The organism is Vibrio sp. MM46, from assembly GCF_027587135.1.
GTDB classification, from domain to species: Bacteria; Pseudomonadota; Gammaproteobacteria; order Enterobacterales; family Vibrionaceae; genus Vibrio; species Vibrio harveyi.
The window spans coordinates 112231-126339 of record NZ_JAPPTO010000016.1; the positions used below are offsets into that span (position 1 = coordinate 112231).

Sequence of the window (14109 nt, forward strand, 5' to 3'; positions counted from 1 at the left end):
ACCCACCTCAGCGACCCTCATGGTCACAATCAAACAGTGTTCTAATATGGTTAGATTAGATTTTGAGTGGTGATTTTTTGTCCGAGAAATGTCAGATGGTGTCAAATGACATGTAAGAATATTCTTATGAATAAGTCTGCTAATCATAAAGGAGTAGAATCATAACCTACTCCTCTGGAACAGTGTTCTTAATCAGTTTACGCGCACGGCAAACTTAGAAGCCAGTGAATGCAACTCGGGTAACATGCGATAGATTAGGTGAAGCTGTTGAAGCACCATTCGTGCAGAATGATCATCTTCATCACGCCACTCATTTAATCGTTGTTCCAAATTCGTGTCATCGATCGAGGACAAATCGCATTCTTCACAGTGTTGATGCAGTTGTCGGTGCAGTACGTCTAGGTGCTGGTGAATACAACGGTGTGCATCCAGAACGAGTTGGTGAATTGACTCATCCTCAATCCTTGTCCGGTGTGCGCCCAGTGCTGAAATGTAACTCAACATCGCGTGGTTTAGCGTAAGGAATCGGAAACTCTCATCCACGGCTGTACGGTACTTACCCGGTTCAGCCAGCATAGTGCTGATGGCTGAAGATAGGTTGGCATCGGTATTGTGCGCCTGACGACGAGCAATTCGATAGCTCAAGTTATCTTTCTTACCAATTCGGTACTGACCGATGATCTGTCCAAGATATTGCTTGTTGGCGTCGATTGCATCAGACATGACTTTATGCAGACGTTTTGATTGCCAATCAGGCAGAATCACCATAACAGCACCAACCGCTAACACACAGCCAATCAAGGTATCTGCAAGGCGAGGGAGCACCACAGCGTAGCCTTCGCCCAATTGGTTAAATAGGAACAGCACGAGTAAGGTGATAAAGCCTGTCGCATAACCATAGTTGTTGATGCGAAACGCAAAGAACATCACGCCGGATATCACAATGAAGACCAACTGGCTTTCTTGGGAAGGAAAGAAGGTGAGCAGTGGTACGCCAATCAACAAGCCCGCTAATGTGCCAATTACGCGCGCAGTAAGCTTCTGTCTTGTCGCACTGTAGTTTGGCTGGCAGACAAACAACGTGGTCAGCAATATCCAGTATCCACGATCAATATCGAACGCTTGAATGATCCCATACCCTGCAGTAAGCGCAATCGACATGCGTAAGGCATGACGAAACAACATTGAATCCTTGTTCAAGTTAGCTGAAATGCGTTGCCACATTGCTTTAAGCGTGTGCGGATTGGTGTCATCCAGTACGTCTTCTTCCAATCGTTCAGCATCTGGGTTGTTGATGTTACTCAGCTGCTTTTCCACGGTCGCAAGGTTATTGAACAGGTACGTTAACTGAGCCAATAAGCGCTTCCAGTGACTTTGCTGTTGTTCTTCTAAATAACCCAATGAGTTTTGTAATTCCGCTAATGCCAATATGGATTGATCAGTGTGCGTGTACTCGTTTCCCAACCGAATCGCATGAGCGATATCGCGGCAAGCTTGGGCTTGAGACTCAAGCAAATACTTAAAGCGGAATAAGACGTCAGAGCGTTCGAATTCCGTCGCCAAATCTTGATAGCGATAATGGCTGGAACTCACGCGCTCGTGAATGTCTTGTGCAATAAAGTAGATATTGAGGAAGCGGTCACTCGGACCATCAATATGCCCGCGTTTGGAGCGGCTAAGCAGGGTTGCCTTACAAGCATTCAATGCATTTACGGTGGCTGCGTTTAATCTTGCTGCTTCAATACGCATCGGCTGCGGGGTTAAGTTCGTTACTGGATGAAACAGCTTGGCTTTCGCATCAAGGTAATTGGCGATTTGCAGGAACACAGTTGCCAGACTTTGCTGAACAGGCTGCATTGGCCAAAACATCTGCCAAATCATCGACATAAAGTAATACCACACAGCGCCCGTTAAAAGCAGCAATGGTTGGAACCAAATATTGGTACTCTCATGTGCCCCAAGCATGGTGTAGATGGCGATCAACAATGAGCCAAATGCAATGCTAGCGTACTTAGGTCCGATTGCTCCTAGCATGATGAAGCCGAATGTCGAGATAAACAGACCGATCGCAAATGCCCATGGCGTATCAAATAAGATCTCTATTGAGAAAGCAGCGACCGCAAAACAGATAAAGGTGAGAAAGAGGGCTTTTATCCTACCTGTAAAGCTGTCATCACTCTCTGCAAGTGCAGCGGCAATGACACCTAGAATCAGGGGCGTGATTAATGTGTTTTGCTGGAAATACCATGCGGGGATCACGACGCCTAGTAAAGTGATCAGAATAAGAATGCTGTAGTTGAGAGTTTTGTTTGCCCAAAAGAGGCGGAATTTTAAAGCTGCTTGCACGATGCGCCTTTCGTTGCCGGTGGAAAACGAGAGAAGTTTAACAAACTCACTATAGCGCGTTTATGACCTAATTTAATAAAAATCGTCACTTGCTTAGGAAATCAACAGATTTGTCATTGACTTAACGAATCTACACGGATGAAAGAATATACCGTTGTTCACAAATTAAACAGTAATGTGAATTTTAATTAAGAATACAGACAGAAGGCGATTTGTGCTTCATCCATCGCTACAATTTAGCGGTCTAAAATGATATAAAACGGGAACTTCTATATCAAAAGGCGCACCTTTCATGCAGCTTACTGCCTCTAATAAAGCACAGTTTTTTATTCAAAATGAGTATTACCAAGTCGAAATAAAAGAAAACAGTGTTTTATTAAGCTCAGTGGGTAGTGAAGAACACATCCCGTTTACGATTTGGAATGGCAAAGTTAGCGTGAAACGTGGTCTTCTCTGGAGCTCACTTCAGTTTTTTGCTCATGAGCGAGATGGCAAGCAACAAAGCTGGCTTGTGCAAGGTTTACCTTGGCCGCAGTGTCGTAAGTTTGCGGTCGAAGCCGTGCGTCAGTATCAAGATTGGCATAACACCCAATGTCGTAAACTCGCGGAATATCTACCCAAGTGGGAAGATGAGCTGTATCAACTCAAACATCTTCCAGCCTACTTACCTCACTCAAAAGTGCAGTCTTGGGTGACTCAACTGAACGAAGAGCTCATTGAAATCAAAACCAGTTTGGCAGAAGCGAAAATGCGCATGCCTAAACGTATGGCGGAGATTGAACCATGGCTTGCACAAACCTCGCAGACGTTGAGTGAGCGTAACCATGAATGGTTAGAGAACGAACGCCCAAACTGGGAAGTGCTGTTTAGCCGAATTGAATCTTCGCCGCTTAACCTTTCTCAGCAGCATGCGGTGCTCCTTAACGATGACCATAACTTGGTACTAGCCGGAGCTGGTTCAGGTAAAACTAGTGTGCTGACAGCGCGTGTGGCGTACCTTCTACAAAGCCATCAAGCGCAGGCAGAAGAGCTGCTGATGCTGGCCTTTGGTCGTGACGCTGCCAAAGAGATGAAAGAGCGATTGGTCGAAAAAGTTGGCTTGGCGGCAGAAAGTGTTCGCGTTAATACATTCCATCAACTTGGTTTGCGCATCCTAAATCAAGTTGAGACTCAACCCGTCGAAATCAGCCCATTAGCGCTCGATGATAATCAGCGCTCAGCCTGGTGTATTGATTGGCTTAAGAAACATTGGATGACACCAACAAACTTTAAGCGTTGGCAAAAGCATCTAGATAAATGGCCGATTGCGTACTTGAAAGGTGACGATGAGCTCGGCAGTCACTCGGAAAATCCTAAACTGATTGCTTGGTTAGATAACCAATTGTCTCAACTTGCATCGGTTGGTTTAACTAAGAAACAAGTACAAGAAAAGCTCGTTAATCACCAAGACTACACTCGTTTAAACAGTGAGTTGGCACTTTGCTGGCCGTGCTTTAGTGCGTGGCAAAAGATGCTCAAAGAAACCAATCAAGTGGACTTCCCAACCATGATCAGTCGTGCGACCGATTACGTTAAGAAAGGGAAATTCAGTTCACCTTGGCGTTTTATTATGGTGGATGAATACCAAGATATTTCTCCTGATCGCTTGGCGTTGATTGAGGCTCTATGTGAATCCACAGAGAAGCAAGCAGGTGCAACCTTGTTTGCTGTAGGTGATGACTGGCAAGCGATCTACCAATTTGCGGGCGCAGATGTGGATTTGACGACAGGATTCCAAGATAGATTCATTCATTCGACGGTGCATCACTTGGATACGACGTATCGCTTCAACAATCAAATTGGTGATGTAGCAAATACCTTTGTGCAAGAAAACCCGTCGCAATTACCGAAGACACTAAACAGTCACAAACAACGTAAGCAGAAAAGCGTTCATACGGCACCGAGCAACCAAGTTGAGAAGATTCTTGACCAACTTAACCAACAGGCGAAGAAAACCAAATCTGTGTTGTTGTTAGGACGTAATCATTACCACAAACCAGACTTATACGATGACTGGTTGAAGCGATTCCCGAACTTGGATATTCGCTTTATGACTTGTCACGCGAGTAAGGGTAGAGAAGCAGACTTTGTAATTATCCTATCAGTGGACGAAGGGCAATTCCCTGCGAAGAAAAAACAAGCTCATATTGATGGTGCGCTATGTGAGTCGAAAGACAAGTATCCATACGCAGAAGAACGTCGTTTATTCTATGTGGCAATTACGCGTGCGAAGGAAAAAGTGTGGATCACGCACACGGGAGCAGGGTCCTCATTTGTTCAAGAGCTGGTAAATGGTGATTATCCCATCGTGACGTCAAGATAAGGTATACCTGTTATCTGATTACAACAAAGGCGATACTCAGTATCGCCTTTGTTTTACTTGTGATGAGTTTTATTTGTGACGAGTCGATCCGCTCAGAGGAATTAAGTGCGCTCTGCTATATATGCGTCGTAGTCTGGCACTTCAATATCAACTTCTTGGTCGATCAGTGGAGAGTTGAATAGGAATTTCGCTGTCGCGCGGTTCGTTGCTACAGGAATGTTCCAAACACTTGCAATACGTAGTAGTGCCTTTACATCTGGGTCATGTGGTACAGCATTTAGCGGATCCCAGAAGAACACAAGAACATCGATATTGCCTTCAGAAATCAGCGCTCCAAGTTGCTGGTCGCCTCCCATTGGACCACTGATCATGCTCTTGATCGCTAAGCCCGTTTCTTTGCTTAGCATGTGACCCGTTGTGCCAGTCGCATACAAGAAATGGCTTTGTAGCTTTTCTTTGTTCTCTTTTACCCAGCGAAGCAGTTCAGGTTTGCAATTGTCGTGGGCAACCAATGCCACATGTTTGTGCGCAGGCATGGTACGAGTTGTTTTTTGCATCAAGTTATTTCCGTTTTTATGATTTTAAAGTCGTTACGGTTCAATAAAACACACTTTTTGCCTATCAATCAACAGCCTTAACGCTGAATGTCGGCCTATATTCTGACGGAGATAACGATTCTTCAATTGTATCGTCGTGAAGTGTCTTTGGCGTCAATGGTTTGATCTGTGGAGACGCATGTTTTTCATACGGTTGATGACGCAAATAGTGCGTCGCTTGAAGGACAGACAAACGGCCTTGTTCCACCATCTTATCGGTTGGAGCGAATAACACCTTATGACGCAATAGTCCACGATACACACCATGACTGAGATACACGGAAACCAAACCAATGTCCTTGGTTTTGTTTGCACTGCGTAGTTCACTGATCGCGGCTTCGATCGCAACGGCACTACCGACAATGTAGTCGATATCGCCCATATCAATAACACGCTGAACTAGGTTACGCTGTAACTCTTTGTCATTGTCAGCCCAGTAAGAATCCACGATGTGAATATCGCTGTTCTTTATTGCTTCGTAGAAACCTGTGGTAACCGGTTTGGTACCACCACGCGTTCTTGGACCAAGCAGTAGGGCAATATTGGTTTTACCCGAGCCTTTAGGGTGCTTTTCTGCAAGGTATTTGCCGGCTTCATAGCCCATCCAATACCAGTCCACACCAACTACGCCTTTAAGCAGTTTGGTTTGCTCTGCATCAAGGTCGAGTTGATTTACGGTAGCAAATACAGGCGTATTACCAACCCAGTTTCTCAGGTTGTGCTCATAAGCTTGTGGATCAACGGTACCAAGGATAATGGCATCGGCACCCCATTGAGTGCACAAAGCCAATTGTTGCTCTTGGCGCGTTTTATTGGGATAACCGCCTGCCTCAAGTACGCGCAGGTTAACACCCAGTTTTTCCGCTTCGGAAACCATTCCATAGTTTACTGATAGCCAGTATGAATCCTTTAAATGAGGGTAAATGGCACAGATTTTCTCTGCTGCAAAACTCGGCACTGAAGCGAAAAGTGTCATTGCTAGCGCAGATTGTTTGAAAATTGTGCGAAATGAACGCTGATTTATAACCATGAAATGAAGTTCGTTGGCATAGATTAAGTAAACACTGCAAAATATAACGTAATATGTCGCCGAACACGAATATTAAGGTCAGGAAAATATGTTGCTAGCTACCGCAAGCATCGGTCGTAAACTGTTATTGTCCTTCATTGCGATGGCAATGTTGGTGATGTTATCAGCATTAATCGGTGTATCAGGGTTTTCTCTGGTGGCAAAAACGGAAAGGAACGTGGTAGATGCTGCCATACCAGCAATGATTGAAGCTCGACAAGTGTCAGAGCTCAGTACCCGCATCATTTCATCGGTTCAAATGTTGTCCAATGCGCAAAACGAACAGGAGCGTAAAGAGGCGGGACGCGTCTTATTTGATCAGCTTGAGTCCTTACTTACTCACATCAAAGAGCTGGGTGGAGAGTCTTTTGATTCACAATTGCTAGAGGCATTGGAAAATAACGTCCAGAACGTCATTAACAACCTGGCGGAGTTAGGTGTCACGGTAGAACGCAAGCTTTGGCTAGCGAAAGAGATCGATACGCGTGTAGAAGAAATGCGCTTATTGAGTGAAGAGTTGGAGCAACTTACGCGTACTCAAGTGCAAAACACCAGTACCATTGCCGTTGCGAACGTGACGCATATTTATGATTTGCTTGAATCCAACAAGAAAGATCAAGTGTATCAAGCGCTAGATGCGTTAGTGGAAGTCGACCTAGACCTGACCGAACGACTTCACGAGCTGCATTTACTCGCCTTCAAGATGCTCAACCAAATTGAAGAAGCGCGTACTCTGACTAACGTAGACCGCATTCAACAGATCCAAACAGCGTTCGAAGACAACCTAAAAATCATGAAACGCCGAGTGTTAGCGGTAGAAGACCCAACGCGCTCAGAGCAAATGAGCCAACTTCTTACTGAACTGGGTAAACGCCAAGTTGTCTTTACCATTTTGCTTCAACAATATGAGAACAACGAGCAGTCTCAGCAACTAATGCAAAAAACGCTTGAGCTTTTCTCTGAGTTAAACAGCACCGTAAACAAGCTGGTGGATGATTCTAATCAGACTACCCGTATTGCGGTTGAACAACTGACAAGTACCTTGAAATTTGCTCAGTGGTCGCTGACGGTCATTTCGATCATTGGTTTGATCATTGTTGTGCTTATTCTTTGGCGTGTGGTTTACGTGTCGGTCGTGAAGCGCTTGACAGAATACTCTTCGGCGCTGCTTTCTGTTGCGCAGGGCAACCTAGCGGTAGAGCTGGAAGTGAAAGGAAAAGACGAGCTAGCGCATATGGGGCAAGCCATCATTACTGCTCGTAATACGGCGCAAGCCCTCAAGGTGGTTGCTGAGGGCGAAGCGAAAGCCAAGCGTGAATTGGAAGAGCATAAAGAGCACCTCGAAGAGCTGGTTGAACAACGAACTTCTCAGCTGAAACAAGCAAACCGCCGTTTGAATGAAGAGGTGTTGAACCACGCGAAAGCACGTAAGCAAGCAGAACAAGCCAGCCGAGCGAAGTCTGCCTTCCTTGCTACTATGAGTCATGAGATTCGTACGCCGATGAATGGCGTGCTTGGAACGGCACGTCTGCTGATTGATTCCGGTTTGAACCCAATTCAAAAGCGTTACGCAGAAATCATCAACCGCAGTGGTAAAACGTTGCTGGCGATTTTGAATGACGTTCTGGATTACTCGAAAATCGAAGCCGGACATTTGGAGATCCGCAGTTTAGGTTTCGACTTGCACCAAATGATTGAAGACACATTCCAGTTGATGAACGGCAAAGCGCAAGAGAAAAAACTGCTGTTCTCTTACCATATCGAAAGTGATGTAGGACGTTACTGGAAAGGGGATGTTACGCGCATCAATCAAGTTCTAAATAACTTAGTGGGTAATGCGATTAAGTTCACCGAACAAGGTGAGATTGACATCTATGTCAGCTTGAACCCAGAAGATGAATCGCAAGTTCTGTTCGAAGTCTCGGATACCGGTATTGGCATTGCAAAGAAAGACCAAAAAACCTTATTCGATGCCTTTACACAAGCTGAAGGCGGTTTGAATCAAACTGGTGGTACCGGGTTAGGTCTTGCTATTAGCCGCCGTATTATTCAAGCAATGGGGGGCCGTTTGGATGTGGATTCGGACGAAGGACATGGCAGCCGTTTCTGGTTTTCCATTCCTTTAGAAGAGAGTGAGCCTGTAGAGACGGTTTCCATCGCGAGCGCTCGTTGTAAAGTGAAAGCGAAAGTTCTGCTAGTAGAAGACAATCCTGTAAACCGTGTTGTGGCGGAAGGTTTCTTAGAGAGCATGGGACACCAAGTTATCATGGCAGAAAATGGCTTAGAGGCGGAGCAGATCATTGACAAGCACGATTTCGACATTGCACTGGTCGATATCAACTTGCCAGATTGTAACGGTGCTGATTTAATCCACCGCCTTAAACGCATAGAGCGCAACAAACCAGCGGATAAAGCACTTGCACCTACGCCAATGGTGGCGGTTTCTGCTCATGTATTTGCTGAAGAAGTGGAAAGCTATTTGGCGGCGGGATTTGATGGCTACTTACCAAAACCTATGGAAAAAGAAGCTCTTGCTGCGCTCATCCAAGATATGTTGGATGGCAAACAGTTGCTGCTTCCTCAAAGCGGGGAATGCATCCCACATAATGAAATAACAACAACGACCGACAACAACGAGTCGGCGGTCACAACAGACACGATAGCAGAGGAGCCAGCAATGGTTATCATCAACCCTAATGTGATTCAGTCAGACATGAAGATTTTGGGCAGAGAAAAGATGCTGCACATCATTGATTTGTTCAGACAAACCAGCGCTGATGTACTAAGCCAAATGGAAACGTCTTCAGAAAGCGGTGACAGCCGAGGCGTGAAAGATCTTGCCCACAAATTGAAAGGCAGCGCAGGCAGTTTAGGTCTGACGGCATTAATGAATACATGCCAATGTGTTGAAATTGCCGCTGAGCCATTGGAGGCGTACGCCACACACCAAGGTGCACTAAAAGAGCAAGTTGATGAGTCGATTCATGCCCTTGATAACCTGATGGCTGAATAAACGTCTATTTTGCTACCTGCTTGAGCCAGAAGGTAAATTCGAGCAAGCAGATCAATGCCGATAAACAAAACCTCCGGTTTACGCCGGAGGTTTTTTTCTATTCGGTCAGATCATCTTCCCACTCAAACCGAGTGTCTAATGCATAAGGATCATCTTCGAACGGATGCTCCATTCTGCCACGCAAGTATTCGAGTTGGTGCTCAAGCATGTTGACCGTATCGTAATCCCCCTCTGAGCAAGCAACGTAAATCTGTTGCTCGAGAGCGGCAATGTTGTCTCGGATACTCATGAGAACCCCCTTAAATCATCATCGATTCTCAAAACGATTATAGTCAAGTAAACCAAATTCGATCGGTTGATTTGTACGATACCAATCGTGGATACGATCGCTAAACGACCAGAACTTTTCTGAGCTTCGGCGAATCGCAAAATTATCCAGTAACTTAACGTAATCTGACTCGGATTTTAGAGCACTAAATTGATCGACAAATTCTTTTACCTGATTTTCGTTAATTGAGAAAAACGCAGCTGGGTAACTGCCAACAACACCTCGAACGATGGTCATATCATCGTTTGCGAAGTCACGGTTACTTTCTTCATCAAACAAACTAGAAATATTGATATGTGCGTTATTATGCAGCAGGGTAAACAGCTCATCTTGACCGGAATTACTGCGCACCATCAGCATGGTGATTTGCGGCACAGTTTGGAGTCCCTCTCCACGAACTTGGTTGATGCTTGCCAACTGCTGCTCACTCTCCACCGTTAGTGCGGTATCTACAATGTCATAACGTGGTAACAGGATAGGTGAAACCTGCTTGTGCAAGATGTCGAGCAGTTCGGATTTCGGGTCGTCAGTATGGTACACAACGCTAGTCGGTTGGCTAAATGGTGCGACATTACGCTGCAAGAAGTCGCTTAGCTGACGCGGTTGATCTTGGTACCAACTTGAATGCTCTTGATGACGCATATCGGCAGGCAATAGGGCAATAAAATTACTCTCCCCTTCAAGACGAAGGAAGTCCATGAACATACGAGTGATCAACTGATGACCAAAGTTGCCGTAAACATCAAACCCAGCAACGAGAAGGTAGTGAATTCGCTCAAGTAGGGCATAGTCCAGCACCCAAGCTGTTTTTGGTTGTTCTCCGACTAAACCCTGCACGACAGATGCACTGTCAAAGTGACGGAATACCGTTAGCGCTGCATTCGGATTGGTGCCGTTACCATCCCAAATCACATCCGTAGAAAGATGCTCGCCGTTTTTGAACCATTTGTTGATGAAGTCTGATTTAGCCTCTAGGTAACGAGCTTGCTGGCGTGAGTACTTCACCCAGTTTGTTACTGGTACGGTATTGCTTTCTAACTCGCCTGGAAGCTTCAAATTGTCTGCTTGGGAACGATAAAACTCGTTCACCTCGGGAATATCCGCTTTGTCTGGATCGAGGAAGAACACCCAGAAACGGTCGTTAATTACATTCAATGCTAATTGACCGCGACACACCGGACCTTTGATGTAAGCCATAATGGTGTTTTGTGCATTATCCAGCATGAACTTGAAGCGAGATTTCACTGGTAGGTCAATGAATGCAGTCATCGGGTTAGCAGCGACTTCTGGCTCGTAGCTTGGCAGTTGTGCCACTTTGTAATCGGCATCAATGAACCACTTTTTCCAGTTATCAATGCGTTGTTTATTCAAGGCAAACGGCATGTGGGTCTTATCCACGATAGTGCCTTGCTCTGGAATAATACGGTAGTAAACGCGTTCCACTTTGGGATCATCATATGGACGACGTGTTGTAATGCGTTTTACAGGCTCGCCGGGAGGCGTCGCAGAGCGAACTAATATAAAGAATCGAGGTTGTTCTCCATCTAATTCAGAGAAATATAGGTGAGATAAGAACAGATGTTCGTAAATGTAACGAGCAGCAAGTTGATTCTTACGAGAGCCCTTGTTGAGTAACGCTTCGTACTTGTCTACTTCTGTTTGTTGTTGCTCGGTTAACGGTACATGTGCGTTCATGATCGCGCCGTTCTTTAACCAAAGCATCAATGTTTGATACTCCGCTGAAGTTAAGTTCGGCATACCAAAAGGCATTCCCCATGTTGGGTTGTCTTGCTCATATTGCGCGTATTCTTCAATGGTCGGACAGGTTTGTTCACGATCGATAGAAAAATCGAAGCCTTCTAGCTGAACTTGGTCGGGAAGAGGGTGACGTTCCTTTTGTTGCAGCATTCGTGCAATTAGACCTGCATCCATGTTAGCCGCCATGCTCTGCTCACGTTCGTTAAGCACAGGATGGAAGCCAGCGTCACGCCACTCCTGAGTGGTTTGTGCATCTTCAAATAGACGAGTTGGGGCAGCGGCAGTGAGGCGAGTGCCTTCATATACTAAAGCTTTGCTTGCTCCGCGGTCTATGCCTTCTACGGAAGAAAGTTTGAGCTGACAAGGGGCATCGTAGCAGGCATGGCAAACCACACAGCGATTATCAACAATAGGTTTGACGTCATGTTGAAAGAAATCCGCTTGTGGGGTATCAATCGTTGCGGTTCGCTCGCGAACTTGCTCAGGACCAAACAGTTTATCGTAGTTTAGTCCTGCATAGGTCGCACAACCCGCAAATAGAGTGGCAATAGACAGTGTAAAAATTAAACGTAAATTCATTGAGTTATTTTGAGTAAATTGAATTTGCGTTAATTAAAGCAAAATACGCCGCTAAATACCAAAAATCGGAGCAATTCGCCCCGATTTCTGAGTTGTTATCGTTAGGTCAATGGCAATGTACTCACTCGAACCTAGAACGCGTAAGTGACGTTAAATCGGAAGTCTCGACCAGGGCTCGCATACCCTTGTGCTACTGGGCTTCCGATGTATGCCATGTATGAGGCATGGTCGAAGTAGTACTTATCAAAGACGTTCTTCACCGATAGGGTTAAGGAAAGTTCTTCATCAGCTAATGGCATCCAGTATGCGTAAACGTCATGCACACCATAGCCTGGCTTTTCTGGATGGACGGTTGGATCCGCTACATCGGTCAAGCGTTCAACAAATCGTGCATTCCAACCAAACTCAAGGGTTTCCATTGGTTGGTAGATAAGATCAAGTACCCAAGTATCACCAATCGATGTTCCCAATGTGGAATCTTCATCAGAAAGCGGTGTGCCGTTTAGCTCTGGACGGGATTGGTTGTAACTCAATCGAGCTGATACATCAGCAATTGCATAGCCTAAGTAAGCGGTAACACCTTGGTTATCTAAATCGCCCACGTTGGTGTAAACCGCGCCTTGGTTTGTTACCACGTCTTTGATTGTGCTATCGAAGAAAGTGACGCCAGCAAAGAAATCATCGTATTGGTAATTTGCCCCTAGCTCTAAGTTGCGTGCTTCTTCAGGTTTACGATTTGGGTCATTTTCGCGGTAATCGATAACAAACAGTTCTTTGATTTGTTGACCACGGAACGCTTCCGCATAACTAGCAAATAGGTTCAAGCCTTCCAACGCATTGTAATTAATACCTACGTTAGGGCTAAAACCGTTTGAGTCGAAGTTTTGGTCCTTGTTATCGGTTAACTCGTACCAATCGTAACGAGCACCAGCGGTTAGAATGATGGTTTCTGTTAACATCCAATCATCTTGGACAAACAGACCATAGACTGTGCCTTTTTCTTCATCATCCTTTTTACCATCGTAGTTGGTTTCAAATTCCGATTTGTCTTTCTTGTAATCCAAGCCATAGACCAAAGTGTGGTCAGTCAATTTACTCGTGTTGAATATCTTTATACCAGTAGTCTGGATCGAACCATCACTGGTGCCCCAGCGGGGGTGATCTTTATGAACTAAGCGACTATCGGTGTAGTAGAGCGTGGTGTCTAAATTAAACAATTCGCTTGCTGTGTATTTGTGATTCAGAGTAAAAGTAGAACGATCGGTTTCTTGATCGAGAGGCGCATTTTTAAAGCTTGGCTGGAAGTGAGGGCGATTTAAACGTCGACCATCATCATTGCGGTAATCGTAACTGATAGATAAGTAATGTTCGTCATTCAACTGACCAGAAAGCTTTAGAAGCGCAATTTGTTGCTCTAACGCTGTGTAGGGTTGTTCCTGACCTTTACCGCCTTCGATGTTATCGCCGTCGACGTAACCAAATGAAGCCAGAAGACCAAGCTGATCAGCGACTTCTCCGTATAAACTTGCTGAAACCTTGTAACCCTCATTATTGGTGTAATAACCGCCTTTTAGCATCGCACCATAGGTTTCACCTGCGGCAAGGAGATCGTGTGCATCTTTAGTGGTGAACTTAATCGCGCCACCGAGTGCACCTGGTCCGTCTGTTGCACGACCTGTACCAGCACTCACATCAACTTGCTTGAGAAGTTCAGGTTCAATAGAGAGTCGACCTTGATGGTGGAATAGGTTACCGGATTGCTCCGCACCGTCGATAGATACATTCAACATGGTATCTTCCAGACCACGGACATAGACCTTTTGAGAAACGCCAGAAGAGCCACCGACGCTAACTTCTGCATCTTTACGGAAAATGTCGTTCAAGTCTTGTGCTTGGGATTTAGCGAGCTGATCGGAATCGATTGTGATATCGACGCCTTCAGGCGTGTGCCCAGTAACTTCGACAATTTCGATGTCATCCTTGGCGTATGTCGCTTGTGATGCAACCAAAAGCGCGATGGTAAGTGGGCTTAGCTTAAATACGGTTGAAGCAGACACC

Annotated in this window: 8 protein-coding genes; 2 read left to right on the forward strand and 6 right to left on the reverse strand. The window is 45.4% G+C overall.

The genetic code is table 11. The features are described from left to right. Positions 1-192 precede the first annotated feature (192 nt). Positions 193-2346, reverse strand: coding sequence for a YccS family putative transporter (yccS, locus tag OH459_RS18150; RefSeq protein WP_172581438.1), 2154 nt, complete (start codon positions 2344-2346; stop codon positions 193-195). Between the two features lie 292 nt (positions 2347-2638). Here yccS and helD point away from each other — a divergent pair, with 292 nt between their 5' ends. Continuing rightward, positions 2639-4708 (forward strand): DNA helicase IV, encoded by a 2070-nt coding sequence (gene helD / locus OH459_RS18155; RefSeq protein ID WP_269987934.1) that lies wholly within the window; start codon positions 2639-2641, stop codon positions 4706-4708. Positions 4709-4809: 101 nt separating this feature from the next. On the opposite strand, the gene OH459_RS18160 is transcribed toward helD, so the two are convergent. Together OH459_RS18160 and torT are read right to left on the reverse strand one after the other, a co-directional pair. Beyond that, positions 4810-5265, reverse strand: coding sequence for a methylglyoxal synthase (locus OH459_RS18160; RefSeq protein ID WP_005447220.1), 456 nt, complete (start codon positions 5263-5265; stop codon positions 4810-4812). A gap of 64 nt (positions 5266-5329) precedes the next feature. Further along, positions 5330-6379, reverse strand: coding sequence for a TMAO reductase system periplasmic protein TorT (torT, locus tag OH459_RS18165; RefSeq protein WP_080573709.1), 1050 nt, complete (start codon positions 6377-6379; stop codon positions 5330-5332). A gap of 43 nt (positions 6380-6422) precedes the next feature. Between torT and torS the strand changes: the two genes are divergently transcribed. Then, a complete protein-coding gene (gene torS, locus OH459_RS18170; protein WP_005447216.1) occupies positions 6423-9386 on the forward strand; it encodes a TMAO reductase system sensor histidine kinase/response regulator TorS in 2964 nt (987 codons plus the stop codon). 97 nt (positions 9387-9483) lie between these two features. On the opposite strand, the gene OH459_RS18175 is transcribed toward torS, so the two are convergent. The 3 genes from OH459_RS18175 to OH459_RS18185 form a co-directional block, all read right to left on the reverse strand. Beyond that, a complete protein-coding gene (locus OH459_RS18175) occupies positions 9484-9675 on the reverse strand; it encodes a hypothetical protein (protein WP_005447215.1) in 192 nt (63 codons plus the stop codon). Between the two features lie 18 nt (positions 9676-9693). Continuing rightward, positions 9694-12051: a fatty acid cis/trans isomerase gene (locus OH459_RS18180; RefSeq protein WP_269987937.1), complete on the reverse strand. Its 2358-nt coding sequence runs from the start codon at positions 12049-12051 to the stop codon at positions 9694-9696. A gap of 131 nt (positions 12052-12182) precedes the next feature. Beyond that, on the reverse strand, positions 12183-14108 hold the full coding sequence (locus OH459_RS18185) for a TonB-dependent receptor domain-containing protein (RefSeq protein ID WP_269987939.1): 1926 nt from the start codon (positions 14106-14108) through the stop codon (positions 12183-12185). Between the last annotated feature and the right edge of the window lies 1 nt (position 14109).